This window comes from Enterococcus sp. DIV0210g (genome assembly GCF_050559705.1).
GTDB lineage: Bacteria > Bacillota > Bacilli > Lactobacillales > Enterococcaceae > Enterococcus_B > Enterococcus_B faecalis_A.
Map to the genome: position 1 here is coordinate 252,744 of NZ_CP187903.1, position 15,384 is coordinate 268,127.

The 15,384-nt window shown below is 40.3% G+C and carries 14 protein-coding genes; 10 read left to right on the forward strand and 4 right to left on the reverse strand.

The genetic code is table 11. The features are described 5' to 3' along the window. Nucleotides 1-192: 192 nt before the first annotated feature. The 7 genes from IGI64_RS01260 to IGI64_RS01290 all read left to right on the forward strand — a co-directional run bounded on the left by IGI64_RS01260 (nt 193) and on the right by IGI64_RS01290 (nt 8,496). Nucleotides 193-891, forward strand: a complete 699-nt coding sequence (locus IGI64_RS01260; RefSeq protein ID WP_429939220.1) for a WxL domain-containing protein — start codon at nt 193-195, stop codon at nt 889-891. 26 nt (nt 892-917) lie between these two features. Beyond that, nucleotides 918-1,616: a WxL domain-containing protein gene (locus IGI64_RS01265; RefSeq protein ID WP_429939221.1), complete on the forward strand. Its 699-nt coding sequence runs from the start codon at nt 918-920 to the stop codon at nt 1,614-1,616. 48 nt (nt 1,617-1,664) lie between these two features. Then, nucleotides 1,665-2,720: a WxL protein host-binding domain-containing protein gene (locus tag IGI64_RS01270; protein WP_429939222.1), complete on the forward strand. Its 1,056-nt coding sequence runs from the start codon at nt 1,665-1,667 to the stop codon at nt 2,718-2,720. A 17-nt stretch (nt 2,721-2,737) separates the two neighbouring features. Then, nucleotides 2,738-3,049: an LPXTG cell wall anchor domain-containing protein gene (locus IGI64_RS01275; RefSeq protein ID WP_429939223.1), complete on the forward strand. Its 312-nt coding sequence runs from the start codon at nt 2,738-2,740 to the stop codon at nt 3,047-3,049. Then, nucleotides 3,030-6,443, forward strand: coding sequence for a WxL domain-containing protein (locus tag IGI64_RS01280; RefSeq protein WP_429939224.1), 3,414 nt, complete (start codon nt 3,030-3,032; stop codon nt 6,441-6,443). Before IGI64_RS01275 ends, IGI64_RS01280 begins: the two co-directional genes overlap by 20 nt. Nucleotides 6,444-6,749: 306 nt before the next feature. Further along, nucleotides 6,750-7,817: a glycosyltransferase gene (locus IGI64_RS01285; protein ID WP_429939225.1), complete on the forward strand. Its 1,068-nt coding sequence runs from the start codon at nt 6,750-6,752 to the stop codon at nt 7,815-7,817. A 148-nt stretch (nt 7,818-7,965) separates the two neighbouring features. Continuing rightward, a complete protein-coding gene (locus tag IGI64_RS01290) occupies nt 7,966-8,496 on the forward strand; it encodes a hypothetical protein (protein ID WP_429939226.1) in 531 nt (176 codons plus the stop codon). Nucleotides 8,497-8,541: 45 nt separating this feature from the next. On the opposite strand, the gene IGI64_RS01295 is transcribed toward IGI64_RS01290, so the two are convergent. Together IGI64_RS01295 and IGI64_RS01300 are read right to left on the reverse strand one after the other, a co-directional pair. Beyond that, nucleotides 8,542-8,979 (reverse strand): acyl-CoA thioesterase, encoded by a 438-nt coding sequence (locus tag IGI64_RS01295; protein WP_016623625.1) that lies wholly within the window; start codon nt 8,977-8,979, stop codon nt 8,542-8,544. A gap of 9 nt (nt 8,980-8,988) precedes the next feature. Next, the gene (locus IGI64_RS01300; RefSeq protein WP_429939227.1) at nt 8,989-9,828 is read right to left on the reverse strand and encodes an NAD(P)H-hydrate dehydratase; all 840 of its coding nucleotides are present in this window, start codon (nt 9,826-9,828) and stop codon (nt 8,989-8,991) included. 221 nt (nt 9,829-10,049) lie between these two features. Here IGI64_RS01300 and pepV point away from each other — a divergent pair, with 221 nt between their 5' ends. Then, nucleotides 10,050-11,468 carry a dipeptidase PepV gene (pepV, locus tag IGI64_RS01305; protein WP_429939228.1) on the forward strand — a complete coding sequence of 473 codons (1,419 nt, stop codon included), beginning with the start codon at nt 10,050-10,052 and terminating at the stop codon, nt 11,466-11,468. Nucleotides 11,469-11,562: 94 nt separating this feature from the next. Here pepV and IGI64_RS01310 read toward each other — a convergent pair whose 3' ends face one another. Continuing rightward, complete coding sequence (locus IGI64_RS01310) at nt 11,563-12,546, reverse strand: glycosyltransferase family 2 protein (protein WP_429939229.1); 984 nt, start codon at nt 12,544-12,546, stop codon at nt 11,563-11,565. Between the two features lie 175 nt (nt 12,547-12,721). Here IGI64_RS01310 and IGI64_RS01315 point away from each other — a divergent pair, with 175 nt between their 5' ends. Then, nucleotides 12,722-13,513 carry a tryptophan-rich sensory protein gene (locus tag IGI64_RS01315; RefSeq protein WP_429939230.1) on the forward strand — a complete coding sequence of 264 codons (792 nt, stop codon included), beginning with the start codon at nt 12,722-12,724 and terminating at the stop codon, nt 13,511-13,513. 120 nt (nt 13,514-13,633) lie between these two features. Here IGI64_RS01315 and IGI64_RS01320 read toward each other — a convergent pair whose 3' ends face one another. Continuing rightward, nucleotides 13,634-13,984: a peptidase gene (locus IGI64_RS01320; protein WP_429939231.1), complete on the reverse strand. Its 351-nt coding sequence runs from the start codon at nt 13,982-13,984 to the stop codon at nt 13,634-13,636. A gap of 191 nt (nt 13,985-14,175) precedes the next feature. Here IGI64_RS01320 and pepA point away from each other — a divergent pair, with 191 nt between their 5' ends. Next, nucleotides 14,176-15,255, forward strand: coding sequence for a glutamyl aminopeptidase (gene pepA / locus IGI64_RS01325; protein WP_016623617.1), 1,080 nt, complete (start codon nt 14,176-14,178; stop codon nt 15,253-15,255). Nucleotides 15,256-15,384: the final 129 nt, after the last annotated feature.

Here is a 15,384-nt window from a genome sequence, read left to right on the forward strand (position 1 = left end):
TCGTTAGTTTTTTTATTTTTTGAATTCGGAATAACTGCGTGTATTCGTTTTCATTTAATCGTATTTTAATATTTCGGTATAGTAAGAATCGGGTTTGTTTTTCATTTTTTTCTGTAAAAATAAATTTTTGATTCTTAGTTATTTTTTAGGGTGGGGGCGTGGGGAAAGTTTCTTATTGAAGGAGGTGAATAAATGAAAAAATGGCTGTTTGGAAAATCAGTTTTTGCAGTGTTAGTCAGTTTGGTAGCAAGTAACGGAATTCCTGTAACAGCAAGTAGTCATGGAACAAATTCAGAAGGAACCGTACGTCTTGAAGAAAATCGGCAGACGACAGATCCAAAAAATCCAACTGATCCTTCGAGACCGCAGCAGCCAGATCCGAATAATCCGCCGACAAATAATCGCGGCCCTTTGTCACTTGATGTTGCGCCAAAAGGTTTTTATTTCGGCAACCAGAAAATGTACCATACAGAGCACGAATATCAAGCGCAAGGAAAAGAAAATCATATCCAATATCTGCAAGTGACAGACAATCGGGATGAAGGGATTTACGGCTGGATGGTAAAAGTTCGTCAAGATGGCTATTTGAGGGATGAAGAGTCAGGGCATGAACTAAAAGGAGCAGTGCTAACGCTGCCTAAAGGAGAAGTTAGAAACAGTATTGACAGAAAAGAGTCAGGATTAAGGGGGGAATCAATCGAAATAACAAATGAAGAGCAGACGATTTTTAGTGCATCGGCAGATAAATCTGTAAAAGCAGGAAAAGCCGCTTCTACGTATTTCTGGCAGTCGCAAGAAGTTACATTGACGATTCCAAGAAACACCGCACGAGCAGGAGAATATTCAAAAAAAATTTATTGGATCTTAATGGATGGAGGTCCAGAAAATTAAACTAAAAATGAAAGAGGTAATAGAGGATGAAAAAATTGAAATTAGCAGCAACGGGGATGTTGTTGGCAGGAATGTTTGCAGTAAATAGTACGGTAACAGTTTTAGCAGCAGATTCGACAGCAGAAGTGGGATTGACTCCCAATCAAGGTGGCGGTTCAGGTCCGACAGATCCAACAGATCCAGGAACTCCAAATCCAAATCCAGTTGACCCTACACCAGAAGCAGGGCCGCTGATTTTGAAAGTTGTTCCGCGTTTTAACTTTGGGACGCATGAAATCGAACAAACTGGGGGAACTCACGAAGATACTGAACCAAACACAAACTATATTGAAGTACGCGACAATCGAGAAGCTGGAACGAATGGATGGTCCGTTACCGTTTCTCGTACTGAATTTGCTGACGGGCAAAATACATTGACAGGTGCTTCGATCGAGCTTCCAGCAGGTGTGGTTCGGAACAGTATCGCAAGTAGCCCACAAGGAAATAGTACAACAGCTGACCCTGTTGACGCAACTGCTATTCGCTCAACTTCTGGAGAAATCCCAGTCACAGGCAGTTCATTGACTGTTTTAGAAACCCTTGTGGATAATGATACAGTAGGAAAAGGGATTACTACAAGCAATATCATTGAAAATGGACGCGCAAAATTAAAAATCGCACCTGGAACAGCTAAAACAGGTACCTTTACTTCAACTATCACCTGGACAGTGACAGCAGCACCATAGATTTTTTAGCGATCAGACAAAATCAATTGGTTGGAAAGGAAGATTACCGTGCGAAAGATTCAGCGATTTTTTTCAGCGCTTATCATTGTGGTTGCTATCCAGTTTGCCCCTTTCGTCTACGCGGAAGAAGGTGAGAGTGCTGGCTACAGTGTAGCGAAAGTCACACCAGATGTATCTCAAGTAAATGAATCAAGTGCGTTTTACGATTTGTTGGTAAAACCTGGCGAAGAATTCACGATCAAAGCAGAATTGAACAATCATGGTTCAGAAAATGTGACAGTTCGGATGGGTGTGTTTACTACCTATACAAATGATAATGGGGAAATCAATTATTCTGCTGCGCTCCCTGAAGAAGACCGAGATGAAAGTTTAGAAATACCTTTTGAAGACATCGCAGAACTTGAAGGCGACAATCCTGTGACACTAAAAGCAGGAGAAAAAAAGACAGTCTCTATGACGGTCGCGGTGCCTAAAGACGCTGCAGAAGGTGTTATTTTAGGGTCATGGTATTTTGAAAGAGAAATCAAAGACAGTCAAAAAACATCTTCAGGGATCACGATCGAGAATCGTTTTGCCTATGCAATGGCTGTGAAATTGACCGTCCAGCAAGAAATCGAAACACCAAATTTGAATCTTTTGAGCGCTGCACCTGGATTGAACAACTATCGCAAAGTAATCAATGCTAATGTGCAAAACGATCAGCCGGCGATTATCTCTAATTTGGATTTTGACGGAAGGATCACGAAAAAAGGAAGTGACCGCACGCTTTATTCAGGAAGTCTGACGAACAGACAAATGGCGCCGAATTCCAATTTCAACATCCCTTTTTTCCTAGAGCAGGCTCAATTAGCTCCAGGCGACTACACGCTTCATCTATCTGCAGTGACGACAGATGAGAAGTGGGACGAGAAAACGTGGGAATGGACAGAAGATTTTACCATCACAAGAGAAGAAGCACAAAAACTGAATAAAGAAGCGATCAATGATCCTGAACCAGAGGCAGAAAATAATCCGTTGATTTATGTTCTGATCGCTATCATTGCTGTACTTGCTGTTCTCTTATTTATTGTTTTGATACGCCGAAAAAAAGAGCGTAAAAACTAAAGAAAGAAGGGAAAGCCGTGAAACATGTATTTCGAGTAATCTGTTGTGCACTGCTGTTCCATTCCATTCTTTTTCCTCCAGTCTTTGCAGACGCTGCTGATGCAGTCTCAGAAGCAGCAATCACTTTATCTGGTTGGGGAGATAAATCGGACGAAAAAGCAGGAGAACAAAAGATTTCAGCCGGTATCTCGGAAGCAAAACCATTGCCGAAAACAGGAACAGCTTCCAGCAGATCCATGTTCTTTTTGGGGCTGATACTGCTTTCAGTCATGTTCATTGCTGTTTTTAGAAGGCAAAGGGGAGAAAAAAATGAAAAGCAAGATTTTTAAAAGCATGATGTGTTTTTTACTGCTTTGCCATTCTTTGTCAGGAACAGTAATGGTTCTTGCAACAGAAAATGAACAAAGCAATTTTGCACAAGAAACATTGCCCGAAAATACAGCTGATATTTCTGCAGATGATCAGAATGCTGTAAATGGGACAACTACTTCTTCCGTTGAAAAGGAAAAAGATACTGATACTGAGTCATCGGGAGAAAAAACAGAAATCGATGAAACTGCAACGGAAAATGGAACAGAAAATACTGAAGAGTCGTCGGAAGAAACGACAGAGAATGCAGATGTAGAAACGACAGAGTCAACCAATGAAGAGACAGCAGAAAATGAACCCGCTTCTGATGTCGTGCCGCTTAATACATTGGATATGGCGACGCCGACAACTAGACAGCTGCCGATCCAATCTGTGACAGCAGGAGAATTCAGCAATGTGAGCTATTTTGATGTTGGAACCTTCAATCAGTGGACCAATGCATTGACTACCAGCAACAATAATCAAAATGAAATCACCTATATCAATTTGACAGCTAATATCACATTAGATACAGCAACGAGTTCGATTATCGGAACTTCGAATCGCACGTATCATTCTACCCGCTCAGGTAAAAAATTAGTTGTCAACGGGAATGGGCATACCATTGACTTGCGGATTCGCCACCTTCGTTTTACAGGAACGAGCTGGGATGTCATTTTCCAAAATATCAATTTGCAAAGTGCCAATGAATGGGGCGTGATCAACGGGTATGATTCAGCCAATCGAGGGACGTACACATTCCACAATGTCACACATTATGGACATCAGCTATATGAAGGTTCAAGAGGACGAGTGATTCTTTCTGGGACGACTTCTACAGTAATGTCTCCTAATGGCAACTACACTTCTTTTACAGGAGAGAATGTTCGGCTGAATTCTGCATACGGAAGTGGAAACGGAAATATAGAAGCTGGGGAAATCTACATCAAGGCGGGCTCGAATTTAACGATTGAAAACAGTCATCTAGGTTCAAGCCTTGCTGTTTTTCGAGATGGGAATATCTTTTTTGAAGAAGGTGGAACGACTTCCCTCACCATCGACAATTTGACGTCCAATTCTCTAGGATGGAATTCTTGGACAGGTACCCGAGATTATTCTGTCGCTTCGATGTCAATTACCAATCAAATCGTTTCTGGCGCGCAATGGGCAGCAAATGAACGGCCGGCTGGTTCTGCTCTTGTCGGCTTGCAAAATAGTATTTATATTGCGGATAATACCCAAGTGACGATTCGCAACGGAGTACAGCGAAGAAACTTTCCAAGTGCTATCCAAATCGGTCATTCTGGCGGACGTTTTCATGTTGGAGAAAACGCTGATGTGGATATTTTGATTGAAGAAGATGCAGGGAACGACAATACGACGAACTGGTCAATGCGAGGAAACAGCCAGACGCCGGTATTCTTTACCCATGATATACCGATCGAATTGAAAGATAATGCAAGTTTCAGGCTTGTTGTCGGTCAACTTGCTAGTACTGGGACACTTTTAAATGCGCAAGGGCCTGCTTTTCGAGCGGGGAATGGCGGAAATGCAAACTTTGCCTTAACACTTGGGGAAAATGCTCATTTTGAAATAAAATCGACGAGCTCCGCTGCGTTAATACAAGCCAATAAAAATGGTTCGACCATCAATGTAGGGAATCAAGCTGTTTTAGATTTGGAAAGCAGGGCGACGGTCAATCCTATTTTATTCAGTTTGCCTAATGCGCAATTGAATGTTCCGGGAAGCGGGAATTATATTCACCGAATCAGCCAATGGAATAACGGAAATAGAGATCCAAACATACCATCTTTTCAATTTGAGCCGCTTGATCAAACGAGTATCCCGATTCAAGGAACGACTTTAGGCAATGTGTCAACTCAGCTGGCCGATGGTTTTGATGATTCTGTTCCAAGTGTGGCAGATTATTTTCGGACAAACATCAACTCTTTAAGTCAGCGTTGGAAAATCGAACCAATCGTTTTTAATGTCAAAACGATTGAAGATATTACCAATGAAACTAAATCGACTTACACAGTTAGAGGAACGGCTGAACCACCAGGAGGGTATGTGTCATTGTCTGGCGGACCGTTTGACAACTCTTCTTTGACAGATGAACAAAAGAAAGTACGTATTCAATCAAATGGTACATTTGAATGGACTGGCGCACTTGATCGGCCATTTTATTGGGGCGAAACCATCAGAGTCACTTATGTTGGGCACACGGGAAATTTCCATGAAACGAATGTTAAAGACGTGACCAAGCCTACTGGTGTCGGACGAACGATCCATGTGAAAGAGCAAGAAACGACACCTGCAGCAAAAGATTTCATTGCCAGCGTAGAGGATACAAATGCTTTAGAAACAGATAAAGACAAGTTTGGCTATCGTTTTTTAGGAACAACAATCCAAGATGGCATGCCGGCAGGAATCTTCAATGGAGAAGATGTCCAAGAATTCGAAGATCAAATCATTATTGATGATACGCGGGGAAATGAATCAGATCCTGTTGATGTCAAATTAGTTGTTCACAAAAGGTCGACGATTGATGAGATCAAAGCAGCAGATATTTCTGTCCGTTTGAGTGATGTGTCGAGCTTTACGCCAAACAGTCCAGAATATGCTGAATACTTGATTCGTTCAGCAGGCGGGAGTGCCACTACAATCATAAATGGTGAACTTGTTGATTTGTCTTCCTCAATTGAAGTGGAAAACTTAGCAGCGGTTCCTAACAATGTGGGTGGTCCGTATCCTGTAAAATTGGTCGTAAGAAAAACAGCGCAAAATCAGTTAGCAGACGATTTGGAAATCGAGGTAAACTTGACGATCCGTTCGAATCTCATCAAGCCTAGAGATCCTTCATTGGAGAATCCAGATAATCCAGAAAACGGCGGAACAGGCGAAAATGGTGAATTGCGGATCGATTATGTACCGACTGCTTTTGATTTTGGCGAAACCGAGATCGAATGGAAAGAAAGAAGTATCAATGCTGTTGGGACAAATGATCAATGGGTCCAAGTAGCAGATGAGCGAACCAATGCTACTGGTTGGAAACTTCAAGCAGCAGCAACAGACTTTATTGCAAATGATGATCGCTTAACAGGTGCATATCTGACAATTCCAGCTGGCGATCTCTACAATCGGAGAACGACTTCAACGTTGAATCCAGCAGGTTTATCCTCACAAGGAGACGTAGCCTTGTCTACTTCACCAACGACGATTTTCAGCGGTGCTGGAGAAAATTCCAAAGATGAATCAACGTATGTCTGGCAGCAAGACCAAGTGAAACTAACGATTCCAGCTGGCCAAGGAAAAGTTGGACGAAATTATCAAGCTACGATCACTTGGACGCTGACGGCGGGAGTAACGAATTAAAGATTTTCTATTTAAAAAAGCTGCAGCTGTTTTTAAGCGCAAGGAGAATCGCCGCAAAGGCATCTCTTTGCGCTTTTTTTGAAAATTATTATAAAAAAATTTGTATATACATAGGATTAGAGAAAAATTTTTTTAAGTTAGGATTTTCAATTGACTTTGAATATCGCTTTTTTTATTATGAAATTGTTTATTTTGGTCGTTTTCATTTTCTGAAAATGTTTGTTTTTTTCTAAAATAAGTAGGATCTATAAAAGTTTCACCAACTTTTTAGAGAATATAAACAAAAAATAGAAAAGGAAGATTGAAATGAAAGTGGATGTAGAATTTATTTTGAATCTCGTGTTTTTCTATCCTTTTTTCATGAGTATTTTAGTCACGATGGAAGGATTGAATTTTCATTGGACAAGAAGAAAACATGAAAAAGAAATAAAGCAGTATTTTCCTGATAAAAAACGTCTAGTCTCCATTCTTGTCCCCTGTTATAACGAAGAAGAGACAGTGATAGAAACAATTGAGATGCTGGAACGGGAAACGACTTACCCAAATGTAGAATTCATATTTATTGATGACGGTTCCAAAGATAAAACGGGCATTTTGTTAGAAGCAGCTTTAGCAAGCGGGAAATATCCGCATTTGAACGTAATCAAAATCGAGCAGAACATGGGGAAAGCACATGCGCTGACGCAAGGAGCAATTGCCGCAAATGGAGAGTTATTGTTAGTAGTCGATGCTGATTCTTTTCTTGAAAGAGGAAGCATTGAAAAAATGACTGCGTATTTTGACGGCGAGCAAGGAATGAGCGTAGGTGCAGTAACTGGGCAGCCAATCGTGCGTAATCGGTCAACTTTGCTGGCAAAAATCCAATTAGCGGAGTATGCAAGTATTGTGAGTCTGACAAAACGTGCGCAAAGTGTTTATGGAAAATTGAACACCGTTTCCGGAGTCTGCGTGATGTTTAGAAAACAAGCATTGTTAGATGTTGGCTGGTGGGATCAAGATATGATTACTGAAGATATATCAATTACTTGGCAGCTGCAACGTGCAGGCTGGGAAGTAAGATATGCGCCTGAAGCATTGTGCTGGATGCTTGTACCAGAAACGATCAGAGGTTTATGGAATCAGCGTGTACGTTGGGCTCAAGGTGGGATAGAGGTGCTTATTCGCCATCTCGACATTATTACTTCTCCTAAAAATTGGGGATTATTACCGCTTATTTTAGAACAAATCACTAGTTTGATTTGGTGTGTATTATGGTATGTGTCGCTTTTTTATTTGTTTATGATTGGATCGCAGCAGGCACGCCTAATCAAATTTCGATCATCCTTGGTTCTTTATTGGTTATCACTTGTTTGTTCCAATTCTTTATTTCTTTAGTTGTAATGAGACAATACGATAAAACCGCTTTTCGCTATATTTTTTGGGCCGGATGGTATCCATTTTTATATTGGCTGATCAACCCGCTGACAAGTATTGCTGCTTTGCCAAAAGCGATTATTCGAACAATCAAAGGAGGTCAAGCTGTATGGAACAGTCCAGACAGAGGGATAAACATAAAAGAGGAGATTTAGTTGTTGAGACTAAGGTGTCGAAAGTCAGACGATGTATCGAATGTTTTGTGACAGTTTTCTTTTGGCTGCTGATTTTATTTTTTATCCTTTTCGTCGTCGTTTCAGTCATTTATCACTTTAGACACTTTGTACCGGAATTTTTCCGAGTGATCTATCTTCAAATTGGCTGGTTTGGGATGAGCTTGGGATTCTTCGGAGCAGTTTTGCTGTATATTTTCTTTTTCTTATGGGTCAATGCACGAGCAATCTATCGAAAGAAAAAGAAAGAGGCTAGTTCCGTTACCTGTGAGAAGATCGCGGGGTTTTTCGAATTAACAGAAGAAGAGGTACAAGAACGACGTATGCAAAAAATGATCGTTATCAAATCTTATCAGAATTTTGACTCAAGCAAGATGGCGGAGCTGCGTAAGAAACAGTTGGATAAAAAAGAGACCAGAATTGTTGAAGAAAGAAACCAAGGCAGATTTATGGATGAAGTGTTTTAGTGAAAACTAAAAATACGGGCGCATTTTTTATGCGCCCGTATTTTTTTATTTCTGTTCTTCTAAAGCAGCATATCCATGAAAAATCTCGTCTAATGCTGGGATAACTTTTCCTAGTTTAACTAAGCGCTGCGTTTCTTTTGAAAGAAAGCAATGTTTGCTTGTACCAGTGGTCAGCAGTTTTTCTCCAGAAGTATCACGGATCTCATAAGAAAAATCTAAGCGTGTTCCTGTATATTTTGCGATCTTAGGAATGATCCTCACGGTTTCCCCATAACGAATCATTTCTTTATATTGGCAGCTGACTTCGAGTACAGGAATGATGACACCATTTTCTTCGATTTTCAGGTAGCTGTAATCCAGATGTTCTAACAGGGCAACCCGAGCTTCTTCAAACCAGCGGATATAGTTGCTGTGGTGGATGATTCCCATCTGATCTGTTTCATAGTAAAAAGGCTGACGTACATAACCGTCAAAGCGTTCCATTTTGTTTCCTCATTTCTGTTCGTTTTTTGCACAAAATCTTTTCATATAACGCGGTAATTCCGCACTTATAGCAGTAGGAAGTACAACATAATTCTCTTTGGCTAATTCATCGCCAATCAAACTGTGGAGGTAGACGGCAGCTGCAATCGTTTGATCCGTTTTTGGAAATTGCGCTAGAAATCCAGTGATGATGCCGGCAAGTGTGTCACCCATGCCGCCTGTTGCCATAGCAGGAGAACCAACTGTATTTTCGTAGATTTCTTGCTGCCCGTAAATCGTTGTTCGATGGCTTTTCAAAACAACAGTTGCACCAATCTTTTTCTGAACAGCTTTATTTTGTTCAGGCTGCTGTTGCGCAACTGGGATTTTACTTAGACGCTGCCATTCCATCTGATGTGGTGTCAGTACTGTTTTTTCTGGGTAAGAAAGCTTGATATTGGCTTTAGCTAAAAGCGTTAAAGCAGATCCATCGACTACTAGCCATTGTTCCGGCTTTTGCTTGCCTAAAATAGTTTTCAACAATTCCTGACTTTCTTGTGAAGTGCCCATTCCAGGTCCAATCAAAAGAACATCTGATGAATCAAGCACATCCGTTATTTCTTCCGTTGCGTGCCAATCCAGAACCATTGCTTCAGGGAGCAGCGTGTGAAGAGGTGTATGGTTTTTCGGATCGGTCAAAACGGTCGTCAATCCTGCTCCACTGGATACAGCTGCCAAGGCACTCATCATGATGGCTCCGCCGTATTGCGCATTGCCGCCGATCAAAACCACACGTCCAAATGTTCCTTTGTGGGATTCTTGGGGGCGTGGTGTGATGACTTCTGTTAAGATTTTATCAGTCAATTCCATAAAATACCTCCTTTTTTTCATTATAACGCAGAAATTTCTCCCCAGCTGTAAATAACTATGGTTTCCTGAACCTTTTTTCACCTATTTTTTTTGCTTTTTTGTGGTATCATGAAACAATAATAGTCAGAATCGTTTCACTTTTTCAATTTGTATCAGTTTTTTTCGAAACAAATACTTTCTGAAAAACAAAACGGTTTCTTAAGAAGTGGAGGAATATTTTTATGACAATCGATTGGCAAAAAGAAGTAGAAGCGCGCAAAGATGACTTGTTGGAAGACTTGAAAAATCTTTTACGTGTGAAAAGTGAGCGTGATGATTCACAAGTGACGCCAGATGCGCCATTTGGACCTGGTCCCCGTGACGCGCTGAAACACATGCTTGCATATGGTGAGCGCGATGGTTTTGTCGTGAAAAACGTGGATAACTACGCTGGACATATCGACATGGGTGAAGGTGACGAAACATTAGGGATCTTTGGGCACATGGATGTCGTACCTGCTGGAGACGGCTGGGATACAGATCCTTATGAACCAGTTATCAAAGACGGCAAAATCTATGCCCGCGGTTCAAGTGATGACAAAGGCCCAAGTATGGCTGCGTATTACGCAATGAAAATCATCAAAGATTTAGACTTAGAATTGTCTAAAAAAGTTCGTTTTGTCGTAGGTAGTGACGAAGAAAGCGGCTGGGGCGACATGGCTTACTACTTTGAACATGAAGAAGAACCAGACTTCGGTTTCTCTCCAGATGCGGAATTCCCGATCATCAATGGAGAAAAAGGAAACGTTTCTCTTAAACTTCACTTTGACGGAAGCAACGAAGGCGATTACGTCCTTGAATCATTCAAATCAGGGTTGAGAGAAAACATGGTTCCAGGAACAGCAAGTGCAGCATTCACTGTACCAACGATCGATGAAGCAGCTGCAATGGAAAAAGCTTTCCTAGCATTTGTTGAAGAGCATCCAATCAGCGGTATGTTTGAAGCTGAAAATAATGTCGTAAAAATCGATGTAACAGGTAAAGGTGCACATGGCGCAAGCCCTCAATCAGGAATCAATGCTGGTTCATTCTTAGCTCTTTTCCTAGACAACTACGGTTTTGGCGGCGGAGCAAAAGAATTTATCCACACATCAGCTGCATATATCCATGAAGATTTCTACGGTGAAAAAATCGGAGCGGCACATGAAGACGAAAAAATGGGCAAACTAACAATGAATGCTGGTTTATTCGCTTTTGAAGCAGGCACTGAAAAAACAGAAAACTTCATCAATATGAACTTCCGTTATCCAAAAGGTGTGACTGCGGATGATCTAGAAAAAGAAATTGCTGAAACAATCGGGTTAGATGCTTCTGCAATCTCTCGCGGACCACGCAACATGGCACCTCATTATGTACCAATCGATGATCCTTTGGTAGCAACATTGCTGCAAGTTTACGAAGATCATACAGGTGAAAAAGGCTACGAACAAATCATCGGCGGCGGAACTTACGGACGTTTGCTGAAACGAGGCGTAGCTTACGGTGCGATGTTCCCAGGATACACAGACACAATGCACCAAGCAAATGAATTTATGAACTTAGACGATCTGTTCCGTGCAACAGCTATCTATGCGGATGCGATTTACCGTTTGGCGAAGTAAGCTTGTTGAATAAACAAAAAGAAGAAGACCGAGATTTTGGTCTTCTTCTTTTTTTGAAAATAAATTGTTATAAATATCAAACTTTATTCAAATTTTACTTTTCAGATAACTGAGTTTCTTCTTCTTTTGTAATAATTACTGTTTTCGCTTCATTATAAACATGATACAAATTCAATTCATATTCCTTTTTTGTGTTTGTTACCACGGTATCCAAAATCAAACCCGTAACGAGGGAAAGGGAAGATAATGTCATTAAACCAGTACTTAGAATGGCAGAAGGGATTTTGCTGATCAAACCAGTCAGCATAAATTCACGGATAACTGGAATGCCAAATAACAAACCTAATACTAAGAAAAAGATGGTCCAAATCCCAAAGAAAAATAATGGTTTATAATCTTTGAACATTTTGATGATCATCATAATAACTTTGAAACCATCAGAAAAAGTATTCAATTTTGATTCGCTGCCTTCTGGACGATCGCGATAGTCGATTGGGACTTCGACTAATTTGAATTTCTTGTCTAAGGCGTGAATCGTAAATTCTGTTTCAATTTGGAAACCTGTACTCATAACAGGAAAACTTTTAACGAAAATACGATTGAATCCACGATAGCCGGTCATAACATCGCGGATTTTAGTTTTATACAGTCTAGTAATTGAATTTTTCACTAGATTGTTTCCAAAATCATGGAAAGGTCGCTTGTTTTCTTCAAAATAAGTCCCATTTGACAAACGATCCCCGATTACCATATCTGCTTCGCCTGAACGTAGTCGTTTCAGTAATTCGTGAACATATTCGGCAGGATAAGTATCATCACCATCTACCATCAAATAATAATCTGCTTCAATGTCAAAAAACATTTGACGAATAACGTTTCCTTTTCCTTGGCGCGGCTCTTTTTTTACGATGGCGCCTCCTTGAATAGCCAGTTCATAAGTTTTATCAGTTGAGTTATTGTCATAGACATAAATATCTGCTTGTGGTAATTCTCGTTGAAAGTCGGAAATGACTTTCGAGATAGTTGCTTCTTCATTGTAGCAAGGAATCAACACAGCGATTTTTTCTTGTTGCGTCATTTCTACACTCCTTCATCATTAAACATTAATTTAAGAATACGTTATTTCTATAGGAAAAGCTAGACTTGGGGATAGTTTTTGGCAATAAATAAATGCCGTTTTCTTATTATTATCCAGAAAAGGCCGAAGATGGTAAAGTAAAAATGAGGAATAAATTTTGAAGGAGAGGATAAAAATGGAAAAAAATAAACATATAGGGAGAAAATGGATCGTTACGATTTCGTATCTAATCATGGTCGCTGCAAATGCCGCCGCTGTGTTGCTGCCAGTGAACGGCGTGACGACACAGGAAGTTTCAGATTATTATGCTAATCTATTTGCTCCGGCTGGTTTTACTTTTATGATCTGGTCTGTGATTTATGTACTTTTAGCAGCATTTGTCGTTTATCAATGGGTTGTGAGAGATCGGAATTCTGCTTTGAGAGATCAGCAAACAAACAACAGGATCAGTATAGCATTTATCATTTCATCACTTTGCAACGGTGCGTGGCTGATTGCATGGCAATATTTCAAAGTAGATTTATCTGTTGCTATCATGTTAGTGCTGCTTCTTTCCTTGATTTATGTCAATCATTTGCTGACATCGATTCATTCAGGTAAAGATTATTGGTTGATCCGATTGCCGTTCAGTATTTATTTCAGTTGGATCACAGTTGCAACGATCGCTGATATTACAGCAAGCATTGTTGACAAAAAAATATCATTGTTTAACGATCACCAAGAAATCTGGATGATTATTATTCTTTTAGTTGGGTTGCTGATTATTTGCGCAACAACGCTTAGAAACAATAATACAGCCTATGGAGTAACTGCTTTGTGGTCTTACAGCGGTATTTTAGTAAAACATACATCTGCAAGCGGCTGGGATGGAAAATACCCATTGATCATCTATCTTACTGGTTTTTGTCTAGTGGTTATTGCGGCTGTCAGTATTTATAATCTGGTGAAAAACATGCGAAAAGCCTAACACGGAAAAAATAATAACGAGGTTATGAAAAATAAAAGTTCCTAAAACCATACACGAACCAGCGTGTGGTTTTAGGAACTTTTTTGTGTTATTTAGTCTGTTAGTCAAAAAACTCGAAATCTATACAAGGCTGTCTTTTTTGCGGACGATCTCTAAAACACTGCCAGTATAAGCATCTGCTAAAAATTCATAGCGAACCAATTCGCCATCTTCCATTCTTGAAATACCGCCTCGGAATCCTTTTGAGTGGACAGCGAATTTGCGCACAGGCTCTTTTTCAAATGAAATCCAAGAACCTTCGATAGGACCTTCTTTTAAAAATGCGTTTTTTATATGTGTCAATACTTGATCTGCATCAAGCGTTTTTTTGCGATGATACCAGATGGCCGAAGCGATACCGCTTAAAAGCCCAACGCCCATTCCTAAAGCAAGGCCGCCTTTAAAATAATTCAATTCGCTTTCTTCATACATCGACGATTCCTCCTTCGCACGTATATTTTCTTCACTAATATTCTAACATACTCCAAAGGTTTTCTTGGAAATAAATATCCAGGAAGTAAAAAAATGCGTTATAATAAGTACGATTGACTTATTATAGAAGAAAAGATAGGTTGAATTTTAACTTTTGAGAGGAGTGACGTCTGAATTTCAGACAGCTGCATATGGAAGAAAAAACATTTCAACGAATCAAAGAATTAACAGAATTACAAGGAACAAGCGGATTTGAGCAAGACATTCGCGATTACATGGAAAGTCGCATGGAACCTCTTGTGGATGAACTGCAAGCAGATGGACTTGGTGGCATTTTCGGCTTGCGCCATCATGAAGCAGAAGATGCTCCACGCGTAATGGTTGCGGCTCACATGGACGAAGTGGGCTTTATGCTAACACAGATCCAAGACAATGGTTTATTCAAAGTTGTACCTTTAGGCGGCTGGAATCCGTATGTTGTCTCTGCACAACGCTATACTCTAAAAACAGCTTCCGGCAAAAACTATCCTTGCATCTCTTCATCTGTACCGCCTCATTTATTGCGCGGAACAAGCGGACAAAAATCAGTAGAAGTAACAGATATCTTGTTCGATGCTGGGTTTGAATCTCGCGAAGAAGCAATCAGCTTTGGTGTATTGCCAGGCGATACGATCGTTCCTTTTGCTGAAACAGTGAAAACAGCGAACGGCAAAAACATCATCAGCAAATCATGGGATAACCGTTATGGCTGTACAATGGTCTTAGAAGCATTGGAAGCTTTGCAAAATGAAAAATTAGGACATACATTGATCGCTGGTGCAAATGTACAAGAAGAAGTTGGTTTGCGCGGATCAAAAGTCTCTGTCAATAAATTCAAACCAGATCTTTTCTTTGCCGTAGACTGCTCTGCAGCAGATGATACAGTAACGAAAAAAGGAACATTCGGCCACCTAGGAGAAGGAACATTGATGCGTATCCAAGATCCCGGCTTGATCATGCTTCCGCGTTTACGTGAATACTTGCTGGATATTGCAGAAACAAACAATATCCCTTACCAATATTTTGTTTCAAAAGGCGGAACAGATGCTGGAGCTGCCCATACACAAAACGAAGGTATCCCAAGTACAGTTATTGGTGTCGTTGGTCGTTATATCCATACCCATCAAACAATGTTTAGTATCCGAGATTTTGAAGCAGCACGAGAAATGCTGATCCAAACATTAAAAGGGCTAGACAAATCAACAGTTAACACGATTGTTTACGGAAAATAAAAGAGAGAGGAGCTGCAGCATTTGCTGGCGAGCTCCTTTTTTCTTTTTAGAAAAACTGAGACTCTTAAATTGTTGGTCAGTAAGCAAGAAAGGTGTATAATTTAAGTGAGAAAGCCATAGAAAGCAGGG

What these genes read in the sequence shown, in the direction of transcription:
- IGI64_RS01260 (WP_429939220.1), top strand. Translation starts at nt 193, where the DNA reads ATGAAAAAATGGCTGTTTGGAAAATCAGTTTTTGCAGTGTTAGTCAGT.
- IGI64_RS01265 (WP_429939221.1), top strand. Translation starts at nt 918, where the DNA reads ATGAAAAAATTGAAATTAGCAGCAACGGGGATGTTGTTGGCAGGAATG.
- IGI64_RS01280 (WP_429939224.1), top strand. Translation starts at nt 3,030, where the DNA reads ATGAAAAGCAAGATTTTTAAAAGCATGATGTGTTTTTTACTGCTTTGC.
- IGI64_RS01285 (WP_429939225.1), top strand. Translation starts at nt 6,750, where the DNA reads ATGAAAGTGGATGTAGAATTTATTTTGAATCTCGTGTTTTTCTATCCT.
- IGI64_RS01290 (WP_429939226.1), top strand. Translation starts at nt 7,966, where the DNA reads ATGGAACAGTCCAGACAGAGGGATAAACATAAAAGAGGAGATTTAGTT.
- IGI64_RS01295 (WP_016623625.1), bottom strand. Translation starts at nt 8,979, where the DNA reads ATGGAACGCTTTGACGGTTATGTACGTCAGCCTTTTTACTATGAAACA.
- IGI64_RS01300 (WP_429939227.1), bottom strand. Translation starts at nt 9,828, where the DNA reads ATGGAATTGACTGATAAAATCTTAACAGAAGTCATCACACCACGCCCC.
- pepV (WP_429939228.1), top strand. Translation starts at nt 10,050, where the DNA reads ATGACAATCGATTGGCAAAAAGAAGTAGAAGCGCGCAAAGATGACTTG.
- IGI64_RS01310 (WP_429939229.1), bottom strand. Translation starts at nt 12,546, where the DNA reads ATGACGCAACAAGAAAAAATCGCTGTGTTGATTCCTTGCTACAATGAA.
- IGI64_RS01315 (WP_429939230.1), top strand. Translation starts at nt 12,722, where the DNA reads ATGGAAAAAAATAAACATATAGGGAGAAAATGGATCGTTACGATTTCG.
- IGI64_RS01320 (WP_429939231.1), bottom strand. Translation starts at nt 13,984, where the DNA reads ATGTATGAAGAAAGCGAATTGAATTATTTTAAAGGCGGCCTTGCTTTA.
- pepA (WP_016623617.1), top strand. Translation starts at nt 14,176, where the DNA reads ATGGAAGAAAAAACATTTCAACGAATCAAAGAATTAACAGAATTACAA.